At 75.2% G+C, this 23,542-nt stretch carries 21 protein-coding genes; 12 read left to right on the top strand and 9 right to left on the bottom strand.

Annotated features, from left to right (window positions below; all coding sequences use genetic code 11):
* Positions 1-450 precede the first annotated feature (450 nt).
* From pafA to ACLQ20_RS10595, 3 genes are all read left to right on the top strand, one after another.
* On the top strand, positions 451-1,809 hold the full coding sequence (pafA, locus tag ACLQ20_RS10585; protein ID WP_151455849.1) for a Pup--protein ligase: 1,359 nt from the start codon (positions 451-453) through the stop codon (positions 1,807-1,809).
* 70 nt (positions 1,810-1,879) lie between these two features.
* A complete protein-coding gene (locus tag ACLQ20_RS10590) occupies positions 1,880-2,065 on the top strand; it encodes a hypothetical protein (protein ID WP_151455848.1) in 186 nt (61 codons plus the stop codon).
* 245 nt (positions 2,066-2,310) lie between these two features.
* Entirely contained in the window at positions 2,311-2,859 is a 549-nt protein-coding gene (locus ACLQ20_RS10595; protein ID WP_327028278.1) for a carboxymuconolactone decarboxylase family protein, read from the top strand.
* Positions 2,860-2,946: 87 nt separating this feature from the next.
* On the opposite strand, the gene ACLQ20_RS10600 is transcribed toward ACLQ20_RS10595, so the two are convergent.
* Positions 2,947-4,032 (bottom strand): DUF3866 family protein, encoded by a 1,086-nt coding sequence (locus tag ACLQ20_RS10600; RefSeq protein WP_358118000.1) that lies wholly within the window; start codon positions 4,030-4,032, stop codon positions 2,947-2,949.
* 63 nt (positions 4,033-4,095) lie between these two features.
* Positions 4,096-5,052: a cation diffusion facilitator family transporter gene (locus tag ACLQ20_RS10605; protein ID WP_425855203.1), complete on the bottom strand. Its 957-nt coding sequence runs from the start codon at positions 5,050-5,052 to the stop codon at positions 4,096-4,098.
* A 126-nt stretch (positions 5,053-5,178) separates the two neighbouring features.
* Between ACLQ20_RS10605 and ACLQ20_RS10610 the strand changes: the two genes are divergently transcribed.
* The 7 genes from ACLQ20_RS10610 (at position 5,179) to ACLQ20_RS10640 (ending at position 11,057) form a co-directional block, all read left to right on the top strand.
* Complete coding sequence (locus tag ACLQ20_RS10610) at positions 5,179-6,177, top strand: helix-turn-helix transcriptional regulator (RefSeq protein ID WP_151455844.1); 999 nt, start codon at positions 5,179-5,181, stop codon at positions 6,175-6,177.
* The gene (locus tag ACLQ20_RS10615; RefSeq protein ID WP_311412750.1) at positions 6,174-7,238 is read left to right on the top strand and encodes a helix-turn-helix transcriptional regulator; all 1,065 of its coding nucleotides are present in this window, start codon (positions 6,174-6,176) and stop codon (positions 7,236-7,238) included. The genes ACLQ20_RS10610 and ACLQ20_RS10615 overlap by 4 nt, the downstream gene beginning before the upstream one ends.
* Before the next feature lie 10 nt (positions 7,239-7,248).
* The gene (locus ACLQ20_RS10620) at positions 7,249-7,497 is read left to right on the top strand and encodes a DUF5320 domain-containing protein (protein WP_151455842.1); all 249 of its coding nucleotides are present in this window, start codon (positions 7,249-7,251) and stop codon (positions 7,495-7,497) included.
* Between the two features lie 207 nt (positions 7,498-7,704).
* On the top strand, positions 7,705-8,031 hold the full coding sequence (gene tatA, locus ACLQ20_RS10625; protein ID WP_121398247.1) for a Sec-independent protein translocase subunit TatA: 327 nt from the start codon (positions 7,705-7,707) through the stop codon (positions 8,029-8,031).
* Between the two features lie 18 nt (positions 8,032-8,049).
* Positions 8,050-9,003 carry a twin-arginine translocase subunit TatC gene (gene tatC, locus ACLQ20_RS10630; RefSeq protein ID WP_327028281.1) on the top strand — a complete coding sequence of 318 codons (954 nt, stop codon included), beginning with the start codon at positions 8,050-8,052 and terminating at the stop codon, positions 9,001-9,003.
* 678 nt (positions 9,004-9,681) lie between these two features.
* Positions 9,682-10,287 (top strand): response regulator transcription factor, encoded by a 606-nt coding sequence (locus ACLQ20_RS10635; RefSeq protein WP_225852331.1) that lies wholly within the window; start codon positions 9,682-9,684, stop codon positions 10,285-10,287.
* A gap of 191 nt (positions 10,288-10,478) precedes the next feature.
* A complete protein-coding gene (locus ACLQ20_RS10640; protein WP_151455839.1) occupies positions 10,479-11,057 on the top strand; it encodes a response regulator transcription factor in 579 nt (192 codons plus the stop codon).
* Between the two features lie 25 nt (positions 11,058-11,082).
* Here the strand turns inward: ACLQ20_RS10640 and ACLQ20_RS10645 are convergent, their stop codons facing one another.
* The 5 genes from ACLQ20_RS10645 to lanKC form a co-directional block, all read right to left on the bottom strand.
* Positions 11,083-12,921 (bottom strand): ATP-binding cassette domain-containing protein, encoded by a 1,839-nt coding sequence (locus ACLQ20_RS10645; RefSeq protein ID WP_425855206.1) that lies wholly within the window; start codon positions 12,919-12,921, stop codon positions 11,083-11,085.
* The gene (locus tag ACLQ20_RS10650; protein ID WP_425855207.1) at positions 12,921-14,648 is read right to left on the bottom strand and encodes an ATP-binding cassette domain-containing protein; all 1,728 of its coding nucleotides are present in this window, start codon (positions 14,646-14,648) and stop codon (positions 12,921-12,923) included. The genes ACLQ20_RS10645 and ACLQ20_RS10650 overlap by 1 nt, the downstream gene beginning before the upstream one ends.
* Positions 14,649-14,720: 72 nt before the next feature.
* The gene (locus ACLQ20_RS10655) at positions 14,721-14,840 is read right to left on the bottom strand and encodes a SapB/AmfS family lanthipeptide (RefSeq protein WP_089003486.1); all 120 of its coding nucleotides are present in this window, start codon (positions 14,838-14,840) and stop codon (positions 14,721-14,723) included.
* Positions 14,841-14,911: 71 nt separating this feature from the next.
* Positions 14,912-15,031: a SapB/AmfS family lanthipeptide gene (locus tag ACLQ20_RS10660; protein WP_013734295.1), complete on the bottom strand. Its 120-nt coding sequence runs from the start codon at positions 15,029-15,031 to the stop codon at positions 14,912-14,914.
* A gap of 6 nt (positions 15,032-15,037) precedes the next feature.
* The gene (lanKC, locus tag ACLQ20_RS10665; protein WP_425855210.1) at positions 15,038-17,638 is read right to left on the bottom strand and encodes a class III lanthionine synthetase LanKC; all 2,601 of its coding nucleotides are present in this window, start codon (positions 17,636-17,638) and stop codon (positions 15,038-15,040) included.
* 245 nt (positions 17,639-17,883) lie between these two features.
* Between lanKC and ACLQ20_RS10670 the strand changes: the two genes are divergently transcribed.
* Positions 17,884-18,819: a diacylglycerol kinase gene (locus ACLQ20_RS10670; RefSeq protein ID WP_425855213.1), complete on the top strand. Its 936-nt coding sequence runs from the start codon at positions 17,884-17,886 to the stop codon at positions 18,817-18,819.
* 146 nt (positions 18,820-18,965) lie between these two features.
* On the opposite strand, the gene ACLQ20_RS10675 is transcribed toward ACLQ20_RS10670, so the two are convergent.
* Complete coding sequence (locus tag ACLQ20_RS10675) at positions 18,966-19,676, bottom strand: TetR/AcrR family transcriptional regulator (RefSeq protein WP_425855214.1); 711 nt, start codon at positions 19,674-19,676, stop codon at positions 18,966-18,968.
* A gap of 60 nt (positions 19,677-19,736) precedes the next feature.
* A complete protein-coding gene (locus tag ACLQ20_RS10680; RefSeq protein WP_151456251.1) occupies positions 19,737-20,510 on the bottom strand; it encodes an HAD family hydrolase in 774 nt (257 codons plus the stop codon).
* 86 nt (positions 20,511-20,596) lie between these two features.
* On the opposite strand from ACLQ20_RS10680, the gene ACLQ20_RS10685 reads away from it, so the two are divergent.
* Entirely contained in the window at positions 20,597-23,392 is a 2,796-nt protein-coding gene (locus ACLQ20_RS10685; RefSeq protein WP_151456252.1) for a DEAD/DEAH box helicase, read from the top strand.
* The last annotated feature ends 150 nt before the right edge of the window (positions 23,393-23,542 follow it).

The following is a 23,542-nucleotide window of genomic DNA, read 5'->3' on the forward strand; positions in this document are numbered from 1 at the left end:
GCCGGGGGGGGGGGGGGGGGGGGCCCCCCCCCCCCCCCGGCCACCCGGTGTGGCGCGCGGGTCGAGCGCGGCCCGCGCGCCGTCGTGCAACCCCACCGCGCCCGCCGCCCGCTGTTCCCGGCCGTCTCACGGGTCGCCCGCCGTTCCCGCGCGTTCAAGGGTCACCCCGCGCCGTGCCGGCCGGCTCAGGGGCCCTCCGACGCCGCCGTCCGGGACCCGCCCGCCCGTCGCGGCTCCGCAGCCCGGAGCGTCCAACCGGGACGCCCGGGCGGAAGGGCGGAGGCAGCGACGCACCGCACCCCGCCGGCGGCGTACGGACGAGCGGCCGTGGCCGCCGTGCGCCCGCCGGGACCGGCGCTGGGGTGCCCGGGGTCGACCGTCACCGATCCCGTGTGAGACCGGCACGGTGTGCGCTGCCCATCTGGGGCCTCGGGCGGCTAATGTCTCATCATGGAGCGGCGAATCTTCGGCCTCGAGACCGAGTACGGCGTCACCTGCACCTATCGCGGGCAGCGGCGGCTGTCCCCTGACGAGGTCGCCCGGTACCTCTTCCGCCGGGTGGTGTCGTGGGGCCGGTCGAGCAACGTTTTCCTGCGCAACGGCGCCCGGCTCTACCTGGACGTCGGCTCGCACCCGGAGTACGCCACCCCGGAGTGCGACTCGGTGGTGGACCTGGTCGCGCACGACCGGGCCGGCGAGCGGATCCTGGAGGGTCTGCTCGTCGACGCGGAGAAGCGGCTGCACGACGAGGGCATCGCGGGCGAGATCTACCTGTTCAAGAACAACACCGACTCGGCCGGCAACTCGTACGGCTGCCACGAGAACTACCTGGTGTCGCGGCACGGGGAGTTCGGCCGGCTGGCCGACGTGCTGATCCCGTTCCTGGTCACCCGGCAGTTGATCTGCGGGGCGGGCAAGGTGCTGCAGACGCCGCGTGGGGCGGTCTACTGCCTCTCGCAGCGGGCCGAGCACATCTGGGAGGGCGTCTCGTCGGCGACGACCCGGAGCCGGCCGATCATCAACACCCGCGACGAGCCGCACGCGGACGCGGAGCGCTACCGGCGGCTGCACGTCATCGTCGGCGACTCGAACATGAACGAGGTCACCACGCTGCTGAAGGTCGGCACCGCCGACATCGTGCTGCGGATGATCGAGGCCGGGGTGGTGATGCGTGACCTGACGCTGGAGAACCCGATCCGGGCGATCCGCGAGGTGTCGCACGACATCACCGGCCGCCGCAAGGTCCGGCTCTCCTCCGGCAAGGAGGTCAGCGCGCTGGAGATCCAGCAGGAATACCTGGCCAAGGCGACCGAGTTCGTGGAGCGGCGCGGCGGAGACCAGACCGCGAAGCGGGTGGTGGAGCTGTGGGGCCGGGTGCTGAGCGCGGTGGAGACCGGCGACCTGGAACCGGTGTCGCGGGAGATCGACTGGGTGACCAAGCTGCGGTTGATCGAGCGCTACCAGCGCAAGCACGACCTGCCGCTGTCGCACCCGCGGGTGGCCCAGATGGATCTGGCCTACCACGACCTGCGCCGGGGCCGTGGCCTCTACGGGCTGCTGGAGCGGCGCGGCGAGGTGGACCGGGTGGCGACCGATCCGGAGATCTTCGAGGCCAAGGAGACCCCGCCGCAGACGACCCGGGCCCGGCTGCGCGGGGAGTTCATCCGGCACGCCCAGGAGAAGCGGCGCGACTTCACCGTCGACTGGGTGCACCTCAAGCTCAATGACCAGGCGCAGCGCACGGTGCTCTGCAAGGACCCGTTCCGGGCGTACGACGAGCGGGTGGAACGGCTGATCGCCAGCATGTGACGGCGGCGGGCCGGCCCGGTGCGGTGGCGATCACCGTCCGGGCCGGCCGGGCCGGTAGGCTGACCGCGCCATGACGACTTCCGAACCCCCCGAGCGCGGCCAGCAGCGACAGAACTGGGCCGAGCGCCGCCGCGAGAAGATCCGCGCCGAGATCGAGCGCAACCGGCGCGGCGAGTACACGGTGCCCACCTGGGTGCTGGCGCTCGCGCTGGTGCTGATCGTGGGCGCCTGGCTCGCCCTCATCTTCCTGGTCTGACCCGGCCGGCGGCGCGGACGGGCGCCATGGGCCGGGTCGGCTTCCACGCTGGACGCCGAACCAGGTCTCCCCGGCGGCCGCGAAGTGGAGCGCCAGGCCGCCGGTCCGACACGGCATCCCGGCCGGGGCGACGCCGCATTCTGGAAGTTGTGCCGCTCCCGGCTGAGCTGGAACCGTCGTGCCCGTTCGGCATTGTCGGTGACGGGCCACGCGCGCTGCGTGGTCGCGGCAGGGAGGGTGACCGTATGGCACACATCGACCTCGGCCTCGACGAGCGGGAGCATCCGGGCATCAACGGCCCGCTGCGGTTCCGTCCCGAGACGGCCAAGCCGCTCGGCGAGCTGGCGGAGGCGCTGCTGCGCGCCCCGCACCCCACGCTGACGGCGGGGGAGCGGGAGCTGATCGCGGCGTACGTGTCGGGGCTCAACGACTGCAACTTCTGCTGTGCCTCGCACTCGGCGTTCGCGGCGGCGCAGCTGCCCTCGGGCATGCGGCTGGTGGAGCAGGTCCGTGCCGATCCGGCGGCCGCCGAGGTCAGCGAGAAGCTGCGGGCGTTGCTGGACATCGCCGGTGCCGTGCAGCGCAGTGGCCGGGAGGTGACGGCGGACCTGGTCAAGGTCGCCCGGGGCGCTGGCGCGACGGATCTGGAGATCCACGACACGGTCCTGATCGCGGCGGCGTTCTGCATGTTCAACCGGTACGTGGACGGGCTGGGCACGCTGGCCCCGGAGGACCCGGCGGTGTACGAGATGGCCGCCGAGCGCATCGTGCGGTACGGCTACGGGGCGAGCTGACCGATCACCACCGGGTCCCGGCACCTGCCGCTCGGGGGCGGGCGACCGCCGCACCCGCAGGCACCGGGGCCCGGTGGTGGCCGCGGGTCAGGACAGCAGGCGCGCGGCGTGCCGGCCGGCCGCGGCGGCGGCCAGGAAGTAGGCGTGGTCGGCGTCGAGGCCACGACCCATGGTGGACAGCGTCACCGGGGTGTCCCGCAGCGCGGCGTCCAGCCCGTCGGTCGGGACCCGGACGACGGTGTGCCGCGCCGTGAGGGGTGCCAGCGCCGCGTCGACCTCGCCGGCCAGCGCCGGGGCCAGTCCGTCGGGCACGACCAGCTCGGCGGGGGCGAGGGCCACCCGGCCGTACGCGGTCAGGCTGTGGTGCGACACGCCCCGGTGGCGGGGCCGGGGGTCGGCGTCGGAGATCCGCAGCGACCCGATCGGACGCCCGCCCAGCGTGGCGACGGCGTTGACGGCCTCCCCGACGGCCACCCCGGAGAAGCCCCACCGGGTGCCGGTGCCCAGGTTGCCCGGTCCCTGGGCGACGATCGCCACGTCGGCGCGCAGCACGTGTCGGGCGGCCAGCAACCCGCTGTGCACGGTGCTCGCCTCCAGGTCCCCGCCGAACGCCTGGCCGACGGTGACCGTGCCGACGAGGTGGTCGCCCAGCGCGGCGAGGGTGCGGGAGAACCAGGCCGGCAGCGCCCCGCCGTCGGTCAGCAGGTAGGCGACCCGGGCGGCGGGGGCGTCGGCGTGGATGCCGGCCAGGACGGCCGGCAGCGCGGAGTGCAGGTCGGCGGTGACGACGGGCAGGCCGGCCAGGTCGTCGGCGGCCTCCATGACCTCCCGGTGCGGGGACGCATCCTCGTCGACACCGAGCAGGATCGGCTGCAGCGGGGTGTAGCGGGCCTTGACGAGGTGCCCGGCGTCGCGGCTGTCGAGGGCCTGCGGCGGGTCCGGGGGCAGCCGGTCGGGCAGCGCCACGACCAGGGCGTATCCGCCGGTGCCGAGGCCCATCAGCAGCGCGCCGGCGTTGAGCAGCACCCGGTCGCCGGGCTCGGGCCGCCCGACGAGCGCGGGGTAGGCCAGGGCGCGTACGGTGCCGCCGTCGGGCAGCTCGACGTCCAGTTCCACCGCCCCGGTCCACTGCCGCCGCAGCGCCGTCACCGTTCCCGACCGCCATCGCACCATGCCCGGCACGCTAGCGTCGCCACCCGCAGCGGGCGCGCCCGGGGCGGTGCGGCCGGTCGGCGGTCAGCCGCCGGGGCCGTCGGGTTCCGGGGCGTCGCCGGTGCGGGTGGGGTCGAGGAAGACGTACCGGATCTGTGGGTAACGGGCGGTGAGCCGCCGCTCGGCCTGGTCGGCGGCGTCCTCGATGGTGGCGCCGCTCGCGTCGTCGTCGAAGTCCACCTTCGCGGCGACCAGGACGTCGCTCGGGCCGAGCTGCATCGTCAGCAGCGTGTCGATGCGCCGCACGGCGGGCAGGCCGGCCAGTTCCTCGGTGATCTCGCCGCGCAGTCGTTCCGGTACGGAGCGGCCGACCAACAGCGAGATGTTGCTGTGCGCCAGGACGGCGGCCACCACGAGCAGCAGCACGCCGATCAGGATGGAGGCGGCGCCGTCCCAGAACTCGTCGCCGGTGAGCTGGGACAGGGCCACCCCGGCGGCGGCCAGCACCAGCCCGATCAGAGCGGCGCTGTCCTCCAGGAACACCGCCTTCAGGGGGGTGTCGGAGGTCAGGTGCAGGAACCGGCGCGGCGTGGTGCGCCAGCGCCGGGACTCGGCGCGGACCTGGTGCACGGCGCGGGCCAGCGAGACCGACTCGATGGCGAACGACACCGCCAGCACTATGTAGGTGACCAGGTACTCGCCGCTGTGCTTGTGCACCAGGATGGTGGTGACGCCGTGGGTGATCGCGAATCCGGCGCCGGCGACGAAGGTGAACAGCGCCGCGAGGAACGCCCAGACGTAGCTCTCCTTGCCGTACCCGAAGGGGTGCCGGGCGTCCGCGGGCCGCGCCCCGCGGCGCAACGCGAGGTACAGCAGCACCTCGGTGGTGGTGTCGGCGACGGAGTGCACGGCCTCGGAGAGCATCGCCGCCGACCCGGAGATCACCCCGGCGATGAGCTTGGCCACCGCGATGGCGAGGTTGGCGGCCCCCGCCACCACGACGGTGGCGACGCTCTCGGTCCTGACCTCCGGCTGGGCCACCACGTCACTGTAGGGTCGTCGGTGGCCGGCCGCCCGGCGACCGGTGAACCGGCCGGGCGCGACGCGGGGCACGTCCTGCCCGCGTGGGTGCACGGGCGCGGCGGGTGGGCTGCTAGCGTCTACCGCGTGTCGCGGACCCGCACCGAACGCCTGGTCAACCTGGTTATCTGCCTGCTGTCCACGCGGCGGTTCCTGACCGCCGCGCAGATCGCCGCGACCGTGCCCGGCTACGAGCACGATCCGGACGACGCGCGTGACCACGAGGCCTTCCAGCGCAAGTTCGAGCGGGACAAGGCCGAGCTGCGCGAGCTGGGCGTGCCGCTGGAGACCGGGACGGCGAGCGTCTTCGACGCGGAGCCCGGCTACCGGATCGCCCACCGGGAGTACGCGCTGCCCGACATCCCGCTCGAACCGGACGAGGCCGCCGCGGTCGGCATCGCCGCCCGGCTGTGGCAGCACGCGGGCCTGGCCGCCGCCGCCTCCTCCGGGCTGGCGAAGCTGCGCGCCGCCGGCGTCGACGTGGACCCGCAGGCCACGCTGGGCCTGGAGCCGATGGTCACGGTGGACCCGGCGTTCGCGCCGCTCACCGCCGCGGCCCGGGACCGGCGCGAGGTCAGCTTCGACTACCGGGTGCCTGACCGCGACGACTCGACCCGCCGCCGCCTCCAGCCGTGGGGCGTGGTCTGCTGGCGGGGCCGCTGGTACGTGGTCGGGCACGACCTCGACCGCGAGGCGACCCGCTGCTTCCGGCTGTCCCGGGTGGTCGGCACGGTCCGGGCGACCGGCGCTCCCGGAGGCTACGAGCCACCGGCCGGGGTCGACCTGATCAGCCACGTGGCCCGCTGGTCGGGGCCGGCGGAACGCACCGGGCGGGCCACCGTGCTGGTCGCCGCCGGCCGCGCCGCCGGGCTGCGCCGCTGGGCCGTCGACGTCACCGCCTGCCCGGAGGGCGACCGGCTCGTCCTGCCCTACGCCGACGCGGACGTCCTCGCGGGCCAGCTCGTCGGCTACGGCCCGGACGTGCGGGTGCTCGATCCGCCGGAGGTGCGCGACGCGGTGATCCAGCGGCTCAAGGAGATCGCCGCCCGGCACGACGACCTCGCGGTCGCCGGGGGTGTCCGGTGACCCGGCCGGCCGCCCGGGGCGGCTCCCGCGCGTCGGCCGATCGGCTGGCCCGGCTGCTGAACCTGGTGCCCTACCTGCTGGCCCGACCCGGCATCGAGCTTGCCGAGGCGGCCGGGGACCTGGGCGTCACCGAGCGGCAGCTGCGCGAGGACCTGGAGCTGCTGTGGGTGTGCGGGTTGCCCGGTTACGGCCCCGGTGACCTGATCGACATGGCCTTCGACGGCGACCGGGTGACGATCACCTACGACGCCGGCATCGACCGGCCCCTGCGGCTCACCCCGGACGAGGCCCTCGCGTTGGTGGTGGCGCTGCGGATGCTCGCCGAGACGCCCGGCGTGACCAACCGGGAGGCCGTCGAGCGGGCCCTCGCGAAGATCGAGAATGCTGCCGGTGACCTGGTGGCGGCACCGGTCGAGGTCCGGCTGCCCGCCGACACCCGGCGGGTGGCGGAGCTGCGGACGGCCGTCGAGAGCGGCCGGGCGCTGCGCATCACCTACTACACGGCCGCCCGGGACGAGACCACCGACCGCGTCGTCGACCCGCTGCGGATGCTGATGGTCGGCGGGCGGGCCTACGTGGAGGCGTGGTGCCGCCGGGCGGAGGCGGTGCGGCTGTTCCGGGCCGACCGCATCGACGCCGTCGCCGAGTTGGAGGAGCGGGCGGTGGTGCCGCCGCAGGCCCGCCCGCACGACCTCACGGAGGGCGTGTTCCGCCCGTCGCCGGATCTGCCGCTGATCACCCTGCGGATCGGTCGGGGCGAGCGGTGGCTGACCGAGTACTACCCGTGCGAGCGGGTCGAGGCCGGCGGCGGCGACCAGTGGCTGGTGTCGCTGCGGGTCACCGACCTGGGCTGGGCCCGCCGGTTCGTGCTGGGCCTGGGCCCGGACGTGGCGGTGGTCGCCCCGGTCGAGCTGGCCGAGCAGGTACGGGCCGCGGCGGTCGCCGCCCTCGACGCGTACGCGTCGCCGGTGCCGGCCGCGCCACCCGTGCCCGTCGGCGGGCCGGACCCGGCGCGGGCGGTCTCCCCGGCCGACCCGGCGGTCACCGCGGGCACGCAGTAGGCTGACCGCCGTGGTGAAGTGGATCGTGCTCGCGGTGGTGCTGTTCGCGCTCGTCGTGTTCGCCCTGGCCCTGCGGCCGGTGCTGGCGCGGCTGCCCCGGCTGCGTCGCGCGGCCGTTGCCCTGCAACGCCGGGCGACCGAGGCGGAGTCGCTGCGGGAGACCGCCGAGACCCTCCAGGCACGGGCAGAGGCTCTCCAGGAGCAGCTCGACACCACCCAGCGGCGGCTGGCCGTGATCAAGGCGAAACGCGGCGGCTGATCGATCGGTGCCCGGTTCCTGCGCGTACCGCTCCGGTTCACGCAGGAACGATCCTGCGGCAGATGGTTGACGGGACGTCCCGCGTTGGTCAAGACTTCACCGGCCGGGACGAACCACCACCACCCGGCGGGTGGCAGCGGCCGTCGACGGACGTACGATGGGCTGCGGTACACCCCTCACGACGACACAGAGCGACTGGAGCTTCCCATGGGTGCCCTCAAGCCGTGGCACATCGCCGTACTCGTGGTCGTGCTGATCCTGCTCTTCGGCGCGAAGCGGCTCCCTGACGCGGCCCGTTCGCTGGGCCGTTCGCTGCGGATCATCAAGGCCGAGACCAAGAGCCTGCACGACGACGACCGGGACCTCGCCGAGAAGGCCGACGCGCAGTCCGGCTACCAGCCGCTCCCGCCGCAGACCGTCCAGGGTCAGCCGTACGCGCCGCCGCCCGCCGGGCAGCAGCCGCACGTCGCCCCGCAGCAGCAGCCGTACGCACCCCCGGTCAACGACCCGGTGCAGCGCGTCCGCGACAACTGACCGAAGGGCCCGAGACCCGTGGCCTTCGCCCTCAAGAAGCGCGGTCCGAGCAACTTCGAGCGGGCCGCCGACGGCTCGATGACGCTCATCGAGCACATCCGCGAGCTGCGCAACCGGCTGTTCAAGGCGTCCCTGGCGATCCTGGTCGGCTTCGGATTCGGCATCTGGCTCGCCGGTCCGGTCCGGATTCTGCTCTCGAAGCCGTACTGCGACCTGCCGGCGTCGATCGATGTCGCTAGCGGCAAGTGCAAGTTCGTGCAGCTCGGTGTCGCGGACGTCTTCCTGCTCAACCTGAAGATCGGGCTCTGGGTGGGGTTGATCATCGCGGCCCCGATCTGGCTCTACCAGCTCTGGGCGTTCATCGCGCCCGGCCTGCACCGGAAAGAGCGGCGCTACGCCTACGTCTTCGCCGCGCTAGCCGCGCCGCTGTTCGCGGCGGGTGCCCTGCTGGCGTTCTTCGTCACGACCAAGGGCCTGGAGTTCCTGCTCAACATCTCCGGCGACGACATCGCCACGAACCTCGAGGTCACCCGCTACATCTCGTTCGTCACCAACCTGATCCTGCTGTTCGGAGTGGCGTTCGAGTTCCCGCTGCTGGTGTTGATGCTGAACTTCGTCGGCATCGCCAGCGCGAAGCGGCTGCTCAGTTGGTGGCGGATCGCGGTCTTTGTGTTCTTCGCGTTCTCCGCTGTGGTCACGCCGACCCCCGACCCGTTCGGGATGACCGCGTTGGCGCTCTGTCTCTGCGCGCTCTACTTCGCGGCGGTCGGCGTGGCGTTCCTCAACGACAAGCGCAGGGGACGTGGCAAGGAGGTCTACGCGGGCGTCGGCGACGACGAGGTGTCGCCGCTGGAGTTCGACCCCGAGCCGGTGGAGGCCGGGCAGCGGGTGGACGCCAGCGCGCCGATCACGGCCCCCGAGCCGGTCGCCGCGCCGGCGCCGATCGAGCGCCGCTACGACGACATGACCTGACCGGCCGGTCGTCCCCGACGACGAACGGACACAAGCCCTCCTTCACGGGGGGCTTGTGTCCGTTGCCGCCCCGGTGCGTACGGCACCACGGGCGGGCTCTCTAACGCACGGCGCGTCAGCCGTCAGCACCCAGTCGGCAATCCGTCACGAGGCATCCACGAGCTGCAATCGGGTAAGCAGATCTTTACGATGTGTCGACGTGTCCGACGAGGGAGGTCGCTGTCCAGTGCGTCGCCCGACGTTTGGTCGTCCACCCGTCCCCGGGCCGGAGGCCGCCTCCCCGCTGCGGCGGCCGAGGGTGCCCGTCGCCCGGCTCGTCGTGCGGCGGGGAGCCGCCGTCCCGGCCGCCACGCACGGCCGCGCCCCGGCGCCGCCCGGGCACCACGCCGTCCCGGCCCTTCCGGCGGGAGCCGACGGCGGGCCGCCTCCCGCGCCGTCCGCCCCGGGTGACCGGTCCCCCGGGGTGAGTGCCCGTCCCGGCTGAGTCCCGGCGGGCCCGCCCGCGCGCTCGTCCGGTCCCTCCGGCCGTTCCGCGCCGCGTCGGGCCACCCGGATGCCCCTGACCGTCGGTCGTCGTTGTCGCGCTTGATGATCCAGTCGTTCCGTCCGGCCGGCCTGCGTAGTCCCGTCAACGGGACCGCCCGCCGCCCCCGCACCCCCCAAGATCGGAGCTACCCGTTGATCCGCGTCGTCGTTGTCGAGGAGATGGGCCTGCTACGCACCGCGCTGTGCGCGGCACTGTCGAGCGAGGAGGAAATCGAGGTCGTCGCCGAGGTGACCGGGGTGGCGGAGCTGCCCGCCCTGGTGCGCCGGCTCCGGCCGGACGTGGTGCTGGTGGACCTGGCGCCGGACGCCCCGCATCCGGTCGAGGTCGTCGCCGAGATCACCGGGGCGATGCCCGACACCGCCGTGCTGGCCATGGGCCGCCGGTGGAGCCAGCGGATCGTCGGGGACCTGCTGGCCGCCGGCGTACGGGGCCTGGTGGGCAAGGACGCGTCCCTGGAGGCGCTCGTCGACGCCGTCCGGGAGCTCGCCGCCGGGGGGAAGGTCATCGACGCCGCCGCCGCCGTGACGGCGCTGCGCCCCGCGTCGAGCCCGCTGACGCGCCGGGAGGTGGAGGTGCTGCGGGTGGCTGCGGAGGGCCTGCCGCTGAAGGAGATCGCCCGCCGGCTCTACCTGGCGCACGGGACCGTACGCAACCACCTGTCGGCGATCATGCGCAAGACCGGTGCCCGCAACCGGATGGAGGCGGTGTGGCGCGCCCGCCGCGACGGCTGGATGTAGCGGGCGGCCCCCGCCCGCCCGGGCCGGGCCGTGCCAGCGCCGTCCCGCCCCTCGTCCGGCCTGGACGGTGGCGGGTCGCCCGCCGAATACGGCCTGGACGGTGGCGGGTCGCCCGCCGAGCGGAATCTGGCGGGACGTGTTTGAATTCTGACGGTCCGTGATCTGTCTGACGACGCTCCGGAGGGTCAACGGTGATCCGTACCCTGCTCGCTCTCGACGGCGCCCTGGTCCGTGGCGCCCTGTCGCTCGTGCTCGCCGCCGAGGCGGACATCAGCGTGGTGGCGGAACTGGACCGGGGCGACGCCCTGCCACCGGCGGTCCGGACGCAGCGTCCCGACGTGGCGGTCGTGGACCTCGACCTCATCGGCGACACGGGCGTGGCGGGGCACTGCCCGTTGCTGGTGCTCGCCGACCGTCGCCGGGCGCGCAGCCTGCACCGGGTCTTCGTGCCGGGGCGCACGGTCGGGATCCTCGGCGCCGACGTCTCCCCGCACCGGGTGCTGGACGGCATTCGGCGGCTGGCCCGCCGCGAGTCGGTGGTCGACGCCGACCTGGTGATGGCGGCACTGAGCCGGGACAGCCCGCTCACCTCGCGGGAGACGGAGATCCTCGACCTGACCGCAGCCGGGGCGCCGGTCGTGGAGGTCGCCCGGGCGCTCGGGCTCGCCCCGGGAACCGTGCGCAACCACCTCGGCCGGATCGCCCGCAAGGCGGGCGCGCGCACGAGGGTGGAGGCGGTGCGGGTCGCCCGCGAGGCCGGCTGGATCTGACGACGGGCGGCCGGCCCCGGGACCGTCAGGGCCGGCCGAGCGGCACGCGGTCCGGCGGCGTCACGTCCTCCCAGTGCCCGACCAGCTCGCGGTAGGTGGTCGAGCGGGTCAGCAGGTCGTCGTGGCTGCCGACGAGCGGCCGGTCGCCGTCGAACACCAGCACCCGCCGGGCCCGGGTCGCCGAGCTGATCCGGTGCGCGATGACCACCAGGGTGCCGCCCCGGCGGGCGAAGGCGTGCTCGACGGTCGCCTCCAGGGTCGGGTCCAGGTGACACGTCGCCTCGTCGAGGATCACCAGCGGTGCCGGGGCGAGGTAGGCCCGGACCGCCGCGACGAGCTGACGCTCCCCGGCGGAGAGGGCGGCGGGGTCCAGTTCGGCGTCCAGGCCACCGAGGCGGGCCACCAGGGGACCGGCGCCGAGGGTGCGCACGGCGGCCAGGACCGTCGCGTCGTCGGCGTCGGCGTGCAGGTAGCGGAGGTTGTCGCCGACGGAACCGGTGCGCACGTACGCCTCCTGCGGCACCAGCACCCGCAGCCGGGCCAGCGCCTCCGGCGGTGTGCCGTCGACGGGTACGCCGGCCAGGTGGACCGTGCCCGACTCCGGTGACGCCAGCCCTGCGACCAGCGCGGCCAGGGTGGACTTGCCGGCGCCGCTCGGCCCCACCACGGCCAGATGGTCGCCCGCCGCCACCGTCAGGGTGAGGTCCGCCAGGACGGGGCGGGCGTGCGGGCCGTACCGGAAGGTCAGCCCCCGAAGCGCGACCGCCGGCGGGTCGCCGACGGCGGCGGCCCACGGCGCCGGGCCGGCGGCGGCCGGTGAAGGACCGGCCGGGACGGCGGCGACCGGGGGCGACGGGACGGCGGCGGGGCGGGACGGCGGGGCGGTGGGCGGCGGGAGGTCCGGCCCCGGGGGCGGGCTGGTGCGCAGGATGCGGCCCAGGGTGACGGCGTAGCGCAGGCCGCCGCCACCGACGCCCTGCACGACCGCGTGCAGGGCGGGTTGCAGCCCGGTGGTGACGTAGACCAGCGCGCCCAGCACGGCGCCGGCGCTCAGCCCCTGCCGGACCAGCCACGGCGCGGCCAGCACCAGCACCACCACGGGCAGCCAGCCGCCCACGCCGAGGCTGAGGCTGCGCAGCGCCGCCATCCGGGCCAGCGTCCGCTCCGCGTCGGCCTGCGCCGTGACCCGCCGGTCCACGTCGGACACCACGCGCTCCTGCGCGCCGCAGGCGACGACGTCGCGGTGCCCGGCCAGCGCCGACGCCGCCGAGCGGCCGAGCCGCTCGCCGGCGGTCACCTGGGCCCGCTGGTGCGCCACCATGGCCGGCAGTGACGCCCCGAACACGGCCAGCCCCACCACCAGCGGGGCCGCCACCGCACCGGCCAGCGGCGGGGCCAGGGCGAGCAGGCCGAGCAGCGCCGCCCCGGCGGTGAACAGGAACCCGCGGACCACCAGCAGCAGCCCGCCGAAGGTGTCCCGGACCACCTCGACCTGGTGGGTCAGCCGGGCCACGGTGGCGCTGTCCGCTCGGCCGCCGGCCCGGGTGGCGTCGTGCAGGGCCCCCCGCACCACCCGGGCGGCCAACTCGTCGCGGAACGGTTCCACCACGGCCCCGAGGCTGCGGTACACCTGCCCGGTGGCCGCCGCTCCCACCAGCACGGCCGCGGCGAGCCCGGCCAGCCAGGCCAGGCCGGTGCCGAACTCACCGGCCAGGAAACCCCGGTCGACGGCGCGGGCCACGAACACCCCGCCCAGCAGCGCCGGCAGGGCCTCCACCGCCGACCAGGCAGCCAGCCGGCCCAGGGCCCGCCGGCGGGCCCGCAGTGCCGCCCAGGTGCTGCGGCGTACGCCGGGGCCGCTCATCAGGCGTCTCCGCCGGGCGTGAAGACCGACCGGTAGGCCGGGTCGGCCCAGAGCTGCCGGTGCGGCGCCACGGCCCGCAGCCGCCCGCCGTCGAGCCACGCCACCAGGTCGGCCGCCGCCGCCGTCGTCGCGCGGTGGGTCACCACGAGTCGGGTACGCCCGCCGGCGCCGGCCGCCACCGCCCGGGCGATCCGGTGTTCGGTCGCGGTGTCCAGGCTGGACGTGGCGTCGTCGAGGACGAGCAGCCGCTCGGCGGGGAACGCGCGGGCCAGCCCGAGGCGCTGCGCCTCGCCGCCGGAGAGCGGCGCGTCCGTCAACCGGGTGCGGAAGCCCTCGGGCAGCCGGGCGACGACGTCGGCGACCTGCGCCGCCCGCGCCGCGGCCAGCACCGCCGGGGTGGCCGGGGCGGTTCCGGCGGGCGGTCGTGCCGAGCCGGCGGGCAGCCCGAGCCCGATCGCGTCGTGCACCGTCTCGCCGACCAGCACGGGCCGGTCGAAGGCGTGGCCGACGGCCCGGCGCAGCGCGGACGGGTCGAGCCGGCGCAGCGGCACCCCGTCCAGCAGCACCTCGCCGGTCTCCGGGTCGTGCAGGCGGCCGGCCACCGCGGCGAGGGTCGACTTGCCGGCGCCGGAGCGGCCGACGACGGCCACCGTGGCGCCCGCCGGGACGGTCAGGTCGATCCCGTCGAGGACCACCCGCCCGTCCTCGGTGCGTACGCCCACCCCGCGCAGCCGCAGTTCCCCCCGACCGGGCGGCAGCGGCTCGGTGCCGTCGGGGCGTACCGGGTGGGCCAGCGGCTCGGCGATCCGGCCGGCCGCCGCGCGGGCGCGGACGAGGCGGTTCAGGGTGGCCAGCACCGCGCCCAGTCCGGCGCCGAGGGCCGCGTACTGCACGGCGGCGACGAGTTGGCCGGGCGAGAGCCAGCCGACGGTCAGCGCGTACCCGCCGACGGCCACGACGGCCACCTGGAGCAGCGGCCCCACGGCGGCGGTGCGGGCGCTCGCCCTGGCCAGCAGCCGCCAGCTGAGCAGTCCGTACCCGCGCAGTTCCGGCAGGGCCGCGAGCACCCGGTCGCGTTCCCGGTCGACGGTCGCGGCGGCGGCGATGGTGCGGGCGCCGCCGAGGGCCTCCAGCAGGCGCCCGGCGATGTTCCCCAGCACCCGCTGGTAGCCGGCGACGGCGGCGGAGGCGTCGGTGACGAAGGCGCGCATGAGCAGCGTGAGCAGGGCCAGCCCGCCGAGGAGGGTGACGCCGAGCAGCGGTTCGAGCAGGGTGAGCGCCACGACGCTGCCGACCGGGGGGAGCAGCGCGACGACGCCGAGCACCACGGCGGTGCCGGCCTGCCCGGCCTCGGCGGCCTGCCCGACGAGCCGACCGACCAGGTCGCCCACCGGGTGGCGGCGGACGGTGCGTACGTCGCAGGCGAACAGGTGCCGCAGCAGGCGCCGGCGCAGCCGTGCCGTGGCCCGGGCCGCGCCGTACCCGCTGGCCACGTCGGCGAGGATGTCGGTGACCATGAGGACGGCGATCAGGCCGCAGGCGGCGGCCGGCCACCGGACGCCGCCGTCGCCGCCGACGGCGGAGTCGACCGCGAGCCCGAGCGCGGCGGGCAGGGCGAGTTCGGCCACGGCGCCGGTGAGCGCGACCGCGCCGAGCAGGACCGTCCACCCGCCGCCGTCGCGGACCACCCGCCGCAGCAGCCGGTCGGTGCCGGTCGGCGTCCCCATGGCTTCTCCCGCGAAAGACGTGCGGCCCTGGGCGGACACGGCGTCCGCCCAGGGCCTCGCGTGATGACCTGGTCAGTTGCAGGTCGTGACGGACAGCGAGCTGTCGCCGCAGAGCAGCAGGCTCGCGCGGCTGCCACCGCCGGTGCGGTCGGCGGGGGCCATCTCCATGCCCTGAAGGTCGAGAAGCGCCATGTCGATCATCTCCTTCTGTACTGGTCGGTCGGATGGTCCTGCGCTGGATGTCGCCCGTGAGGGCGTCCGGCTCAGTTGCAGGTCGTGACGGACAGCGAGCTGTCGCCGCAGAGCAGCAGGCTCGCCCGGCTGCCACCGCCCGTGCGGTCGGCGGGGGCCATCTCGAGGCCCTGGAGGTCCAGAAGCGCCATGTCGTGTCACCTCCTTCCGTGTTGGTCGGTCGGGTCGGTCGCCCTCGCCGAGGCGAGGGAGTCGTGGGCGCCCGCCAGGGGCGCGAGGAACGGCAGGCGCACCGGGGCGTCGGGCCGCGCGGCGGCCAACGCCAGCAGCACGCCGGCGGTGCCGGTGCCGAGGTCCATGGACAGCCGCAGCAACTGCTCGCCCGGGAAGGCGGTGCCGTCGCGGTAGGGCAGGGCGTGCCAGGCCAGCCGGGACACCTGGGCGTCGCGTTCGCGGCAGAGCCCCGGATCGTCGGGGTACGCCGCCAGGTAGGCGATGATGCCGGCTCGTCCGGCGAAGAGGCCGGACTGCGCGTAGAACGGTGACCGGGCGGCGCGGCGTACGCCGGCGCTGGCCTCGGCGAACCGCTCGTCGGCGCGGTGCCGCAGGTACTCGTCGAGCACCAGCCCGATGCCGACGCTGCCCTGCCCGAGGTAGGGCATGGTGCGCCAGCCCTCGTTGACCTCCAGCGCGCCGTCGGGGCGTACCACGCAGCGGCGCAGGTCCTGGCGCAGGGCAGTGGCGGCGTGGTCCAGCAGGGCCTCGTCGCCGGTCAGCTCGTGCAGCCGCACCAGCAGCAGCGCCGGCCCGGTGCGGCCGCGCAGCAGCCCGGCGTACGGGTTGCGCCCGCCGCTGATGTCCGGCCCCGGGTCGTCGGCGAGCTGGTCGACCACCCGCTCGGCAACCCGCCAGGCCGCGTCGCGCAGGACCGTCTCGCCGGTGCGTCCGGCCAGCTCGGCCAGGTTGAGCGCGATGCCGGCGAGGCCGCCCGAGAGGCTGTGGTCCAGGCCGTCCAGCGGCTGGCGCAGGCAGATGTCGAGCACGTCGAGGGCGTCCTGCCGGCGGCCGAGCGCCTCCAGGGCGTACGCGACGCCGTGCAGGCCGTCGTAGAAGCCGCACCGGGTGCCGGAGGGGGGTGCCGTGGCGTGGCGCACCAGCCACTTTTCGTGTTCCGGCCACCGTCCGGCGCCGCTGACGTGCAGGGCGTACAGGACGCCGGCGGCACCGTGGGCGAGGTTGAGCCCGCCGCTGCGGAACTGCTCGATGTCGCCGGGGAAGAGCCGGTCGTCCCGGTCGGGTGTCGCGCTGGCCAGGATCGCCCGGGCGAGCCGGTCCCGGTGGGTCGGCCCGACGTCGACGGTGAGGTCGGGTGCCGCTCCGGCGTCCGCCGGGGCGGGGCCGGTGATCTCCCGTACGGCGTCGTCGAGGAGTTCCCTCGGCACCGGGAAGTGCGCGGCGATCACGTCGGCGAGGTGCGCGGCCTTGTCCGGCCCGAGCCGGACGAGCTGGGTCAGCGGCAGGAACAGCGCCAGCCGCAGGCAGGCCAGGGCGTACCGGTCGACGGCGGGACCGGTGCGGTCCCGGGGCGCGGCGAAGCCCTGGTTGCGCAGTCCCGGCCGGCGGTGGCCGTCGATCGGCGCGGCGACCTCGAAGTCGACAAGTGCGATCCGGTCGTCCGGGCGGACCATGATGTTGAACAGGTGCAGGTCGCCGTAGACCAGGCCGCGGTCGTGGATCGCCGTGACGACCTCCTCGACCTGCCGGTGCACGTCCAGCGCCCAGCGGGTGTAGTCGGCGCGGTCGGCGTCCGTGGCGTCGGCGTCGATCAGCGGGTACCGGTCGACCAGGACCTTGTTGAGCGGGCGGCCCTCGATGAACTCCAGCGCGAGGAACCGGTGCTCGCCGAGGGCGAACTCGTCGTGCACCCGGGGCACCTGCGGCAGGTCGGCCAGCCGGCGCAGCGCGTCGGCCTCCCGGGCCAGGCGGGCGACCGCGTCGGCGCCGTCGGCGTCGAGACCGGCGTGCGGCCGGGCCTCCTTCAGCACCAGCTGGGTGTCGGTCCGCACGTCCCGGCCGACGTAGAGGCCGCCGCCGTTGGAGAAGTGGATGACCTTCTCGATCCGGTACGGCACCTCGTTCGTGCTGGTGGCGTTGCGAGCGGCCAGGTGCGGGCCGAGGAAGTCGGGCAGCGTCACCCAGGACGGCACGTGGAACACCGGGTCGCGGCGGTCGGGCACCAGCGTGCCCGTGTCGTCCTCGATCGCCGGGACCACCTGGCCGTCGGGGGAGTGGCAGTAGCGCGCGGCGAAGCCGCCGTAGCGTACGTGCACCGGGCCGGCGCCGTGGCGCAGGTCGCTGAGGATGTACGGGCCGGGCTCGCCGGCTAGCAGCTCGTCGAGCTCCTTGCAGACCAGCTCCAGCTCCGCGTCGTCGCGGGGGTACACGGTGACGAACTTGCCGCTGGCCGCCCGGGAGGCGTACTTGGAGTTGCGCAGCAGCAGGGTGCGCGGGCCGCGGAGGAACTTGAAGGACAGTCCGCGCGGGACGCAGTAGTCCCAGACGGCGTCCAGCACCCGCTCGGCGTTGTCCAGCGTCGCCGACACGTGGATCTTCCAGCCCTGCTGGGGCAGCGCGCCGCCCTCGGGGGCGTAGATCAGCCAGTCGTCGAGCGGCTCGGAGCGCCAGCCGTCGGGGACGGGCCGCTTCGCCGCCGCGAAGGTGGGCTGCTCGACCGCGCTGCCGAGGGAGTCGTAGAAGAGCCGGTCGGCGGCGCAGTAGCTGTCGTAGCGTTCGTCCACCCTGACCACTCCCTCCGCTGTTCGGTCGGTGCCTGCGTCGTTCGGCCGATGTCATCGCCCTGCTGACGGATCTGAGTCTGTCCGTTCGGGCCATGGCGGTTCCAGTGCGTTCAGTCATGACGACGAATGCGTGCCGCACGGGTCGGCCGTGACAAAAGTCAGTTGCGCCCGAGGTGCGCGGTGCCCCGCCGGCGGGTCGCCGACCGCACGGTGGGCGGTGCCCCCGCCCGTCCCGGGGCGGTACGGTGCTCGCCGTGACCGCAGACGATCACTCCTCCGTCGCCGGCGCCGGGCCTGTCGCCGTGCTGGCCAACCCGACCGCTGGCCGGGGTCGGCACCGAGGGCTGCTGCCGCAGGTCCTGCACCGGCTCGCGGCTGCCGGCCGGCCGGTACGCCCGCTGCGCGCGCGTACCGCCGACGAGGCCGAGGCGGCCTGCCGGGCGGCGGTGCGCGACGGGGCGTCGGCCCTGGTCGCGGTCGGCGGCGACGGGACCGTGCACCGCGCGGTGCAGGCGGTCGCCGGGACAGGGGTTCCGTTCGGCCCGGTGCCCGCCGGGACCGGCAACGACTTCGCCGCCGACACCGGCTTCCCGGCCGACCCGCTCGCCGCCGTCGATGTGATCGCGGCGGCGCTGCGCGACGGCCGCACCCGCCCGGTGGACCTGGCCCGGATGGCGGGGGCCGACGGTACGGACCGGTGGTACGGGGCCGTGCTCGCGGCCGGCTTCGACGCGATCGTCAACGAACGCGCCAACCGGATGCGCTGGCCGAGCGGCCCGCGCCGCTACGACCTGGCGATCCTGGTGGAACTGGCCCGGCTGCGCCCGCGCCGCTACACCCTGCGCCTCGACGGGGTGCCGCACGAGGTGGACGCCGTGCTGGTGGCGGTGGGCAACTGCGCCAGCTACGGCGGCGGCATGCGGATCTGCCCGGACGCGGACCCGACCGACGGCCTGCTCGACGTGGTGGTGGGCGGCCGGTTCCACCGGCGCACCCTGATGCGAGTCAAGCCGCGCATCTACCGGGGCACCCACGTGACCCACCCGCTGGTGCGCAGCTACCGCGCCCGTACGGTCGAGCTGAGCGCCGAGGGCATCACCACGTACGCCGACGGCGAGCGTGCCCTGGCCCTCCCCCTGACCGTCACGGCCGCCCCCGCCGCCCTCCACCTCCTCCGCTGAGCCCTCCCACCCGCCCTCCCCTCCCTCCTCCCTCCTTCCCTTCCGGCGCCGATCATGCAGTCGTGGTGCCCCGCACAAGCCGCGTATGCCCGCAAAACCGGCACCAGAAGTGCATGATCGACCAGTCGAGGGCGTCGAGGGCGTGGTCAGGGGGTTGTGCGGGTGATGCGGTCTAGCCATTCGGCCAGCAGGGTGCGTTCGGCGGCGGTGAGGTCCGTGGTGAGGGTGTCGAGGGCGGCGCGCAGCGCCACCGCGTGCCGGACCGGACGGTCGGCCCGGGAGGTCGCCCGGGCGGCGGGGGAGTCGGTGACCAGGGCGGCGAGCACCGCCTCCCGGGTCCGGGTCGACAGGGCCGGGTCGCGCCCTGGCGGCTGCGTCCGGATCAGGGTGAGGGTGACCCCGCACGCGGTGGCGTGCAGCATCTCGGTCGCCTGGTCGACGCTCGTGCGCAGTCGACCCGCCTCGGCCACCCGGTGCACGAGCTGGCGCAGGATGTCGGCCGCGACCCGGGCCGCGGTCGGGGTCTCGCCGGGGCGCGGGTCGCCGTACATGAGGGCGTGGAAGGCCGGGTTGGCCACGCCGAAGCCGACGTGCAGGTCCCAGCCCCGGCGCAGCTCGTCGACCGGGTCGTCGGCGAGGTCCCCGGCCGCTTGGGCGTGCAGGTACGCGGCGAACCCGTAGCTGGCCGCCGCATCCAGCAGGCCGCGCATGTCGCCGAACTGACGGTAGAGGGTGGGCGCCTGCACCCCCGCCGCCCGGCTGACCGCGCGGGTGGAGACGGCCTCCCGGCCGCCCTCGGCGAGCAGCGCGGCGGCGGCCCGGACGATCCGGTCCCGGGGCGACGTCTCGGTGATCATGGCAGCGACGATAACGCCTTCACGTTAGCGCCAGGTGTTAACGGTGCTGTCGGCATGTCGTTAGCGCTGTTGCTCGACGCCGGCCAGGTCCAGCACGGCGCCGAGCCCGTTGGCCCGACCCGCCTCGGCGGCCGGCAGCACCAGCACCGCGCACCCGGCCGCGACGGCCCCCGCGTCGGCCGGGGTGTCGCCCACCATCAGCGTCCGCTCCGGATCGACGCCGAGCATCCCGCAGGCGCGCAGGAAGATCCCCGGGTCCGGCTTGCAGCGCCCCACCTCGTACGAGAGCACGAACGCGTCGACCAGCCCGGCCAGCCCCCAGGCCTCGAAGTGCGGCCGGATGTCGAAGCCGATGTTGCTGACGACGGCCACCCGGACGCCCCCGGCCCGCAGCGCGTCCAGCGTCGCCGCGGTGTCCGGGTAGGGCACCCAGCCCTCGGGCACCAGCACCCGCTCGTAGAGCGCCTCCGCGAAGCCCTCGATGCCCGCGTCCACGGTCTCGGCCAGCCCCGTGTAGGCGCCGCGGTGGGCGTACGGGTAGAGGTCCCGGTCGGCCCAGAGCTCGGCCAGCCGGGGCGGCACCCGGGTGGGCAGCGGCCCGCCCGCCCGGCCGGCGGTCAGCAGCCGGTCGGCCAGCGCGGTGGCCCGCATCCGCTCCAGGGTCACCCCGCAGGCGGCGGCGGCCGCGAGCACCCAGTCCCGGGGCTCCTCCACCTGGGCCAGGGTGCCGTGGAAGTCGAGCAGGACCGCCTCCACCGGCCGGCGGGACGGACCCGGGCGGACGGCGTCGTCGGCGCCGCGCGAGGCGTGGGGCGGTTCGGCATGATCCGGCACGTCGTGCACCCTACCGACCGCCTCCGACCCCCCTGCCGGTCGGCCTTGTCCGGTGGCTGTCGGCGGCACGCATTAATCTTGGAGGCATGTCGAGCCCCGCCGAGCGGTACGCAGCGGCGCGCCGCCGGGCCGCGCAGGCCTCACAGTTCCCGGCACTTGACGAGTTCGCCCTCGATCTGGGGTTCGACCTCGACGACTTTCAGCGGGAGGCGTGCCAGGCGCTGGAACGGGGCAGCGGCGTCCTGGTCTGCGCCCCGACCGGCGCCGGCAAGACGGTGGTCGGCGAGTTCGCCGTACACCTGGCCCTGCGCGGCACGCCGGCGCCCCCGGCCGGCGACGGGGCCGCCCCGCCCCGCCGGCGCAAGTGCTTCTACACCACCCCGATCAAGGCGCTGTCGAACCAGAAGTACCACGACCTGGTCGACCGCTACGGCGCCGAGCAGGTCGGGCTGCTCACCGGCGACAACGCCATCAACGGCGACGCCCCGGTGGTGGTGATGACCACCGAGGTGCTGCGCAACATGCTCTACGCCGGCTCGGCCACCCTCGACGGCCTGGCCTACGTGGTGATGGACGAGGTGCACTACCTCGCCGACCGGTTCCGTGGCGGGGTGTGGGAAGAGGTGATCATCCATCTGCCCGCCTCGGTCACCCTGGTCTCCCTGTCGGCCACCGTGTCCAACGCCGAGGAGTTCGCCGACTGGCTGGTCACCGTGCGCGGCGAGACGGCCGTGGTGGTCAGCGAGCACCGCCCGGTGCCGCTGTGGCAGCACATGCTGGTCGGCAAGCGGATGTTCGACCTGTTCCACGACGCCGACGCCGCCCGCAAGCACGACGTGCACCCCGAGCTGCTGCGCTACACCCGCGACACCATGCGCCGCCTCGAGCTCGGCGAGGGGCGCAGCGCCGGTCCCGGCGGCGGCCGGCGCGGGCCCCGCTGGCGCGGCCCGATGCGCCCCGACATCGTCGACCGGCTCGACCGGGAGGGGCTGCTGCCGGCGATCCTGTTCATCTTCAGCCGCGCCGGCTGCGCCGCCGCCGTGCAGCAGTGCCTCGCCGCGGGCCTGCGGCTCACCTCCCCCGAGGAGCGGGCCGAGATCCGCCGCGTCGTCGAGTCGCGGGTCACCGCCATCCCCGGCGAGGACCTGACCGTCCTCGGCTACTGGGAGTGGCTCGACGGCCTCGAACGCGGCCTGGCCGCCCACCACGCCGGCATGCTGCCGGTGTTCAAGGAGGTCGTCGAGGAGCTCTTCGTCCGGGGCCTGGTCAAGGCGGTCTTCGCCACCGAGACGCTCGCCCTGGGCATCAACATGCCGGCCCGCTGCGTCGTGCTGGAACGCCTGGTGAAATACAACGGCGAGGCGCACGTCGACCTGACGCCGGGGGAGTACACCCAGCTCACGGGCCGCGCCGGCCGGCGGGGCATCGACGTCGAGGGGCACGCCGTCGTCGTCTGGTCCCCGGAGACCGACCCCCGGCACGTGGCCGGTCTGGCCTCCACCCGCACGTACCCGCTGCGGTCCAGCTTCCGACCGTCGTACAACATGGCGGTCAACCTGGTCGGCACGGTCGGCGCCGAGCCGGCCCGCGCGCTGCTGGAGTCCTCGTTCGCCCAGTTCCAGGCGGACCGCTCGGTGGTCGGCCTGGCCCGGCAGGTGCAGCGCAACACCGAGACCATCGAGGCGTACGGCGCGGAGGCGGCCTGCCACCACGGCGACTTCGACGAGTACTTCGCGCTGCGGGTGGCGATCGGCGAGCGGGAGCGGGCCATCGCCCGGCAGGGGCAGAGCCAGCGCAAGGCCGCCGCGGTGGCCTCGCTGGAGCGGCTGCGGATCGGCGACGTGATCCGGGTGCCGTCGGGCCGGCGGGCCGGCCTGGCCGTCGTGCTCGACCCGGCCACCGGCGGCTTCGGCGAGCCCCGGCCGCTGGTGCTGACCCAGGACCGCTGGGCGGGCCGGGTCAGCCCGGGGGACTTCACCACCCCGGCCGAGGTGCTGGCGCGGATCCGGGTGCCGAAGCACTTCAACCACCGGTCCCCGGCGGCCCGGCGCGATCTGGCCGCCGAGGTCAGCGGCACCGGGCTGGACCGGCACGGCGGCCGCCGCGGCGGCCGGTCCCGGCAGGCCGTCGGCGAGGACCACCGGCTCAGCCAGCTCCGCACCGAGCTGCGCCGGCATCCCTGCCACGCCTGCCCCGACCGCGAGGAGCACGCCCGCTGGGCGGAGCGGCGCCGCCGCCTGGAGAACGACACCGAGGAGCTGCGGCAGCGGGTGGCCGGCCGGACCGGCTCGCTGGCGCGCACGTTCGACCGGATCGTGGCGCTGCTCACCGCCCGGGGCTACCTGGCGCCCGACGGCGCGGTGACCGACGCCGGCCGGATGCTCGGCCGGATCTGGACCGAGGCGGACCTGCTGGTCGCCGAGTGCCTGCGGCGCGGGGTGTGGGACGGGCTCTCCCCGGCCGAACTGGCGGCGGCGGTCTCCGTGGTGGTCTTCGAGGCGCGCCGCGACGTCGACGAGCGGGCGTCGCTGCCGCGCGGCCCCGTGGCCGAGGCGGTCGACGAGACGCTCAAGCTGTGGAGCGAGATCGAGGCCGACGAGGCGGCCCGGGGCCTCACCGTCACCCGGGAGCCCGACCTCGGCTTCGCCTGGCCGGTCTACCGCTGGGCGCGGGGCGAGGCGCTCGCGAAGGTCCTCGGCAGCGGCCACGAGATCGACGGCGAGATGCCGGCCGGCGACTTCGTCCGCTGGGCGCGGCAGGTGGTCGACCTGCTCGGCCAGCTCGCCGACTCCGGCGGCGCCCCGGCGGAGCTCAGGTCCACCGCCCGGCAGGCGATCGGCGCCGTGAACCGGGGTGTGCTGGCCTACCACGCCCCCGCCTGACCGTCACTGTCCGTTACCAGATATCGAAATCGACGCATCGCTTAGTCACCGCGACGGCACCCCCCGAATTGTCCGGGGGGTGCCGTCGTGCCTGGTCACGGCATCCCTGATCATTGCTGCGGCGCGGGATCGCGCGTCGGTGGAACGATC

Source organism: Micromonospora sp. DT46 (genome assembly GCF_049841735.1).
Taxonomy (GTDB): domain Bacteria; phylum Actinomycetota; class Actinomycetes; order Mycobacteriales; family Micromonosporaceae; genus Micromonospora; species Micromonospora reichwaldensis.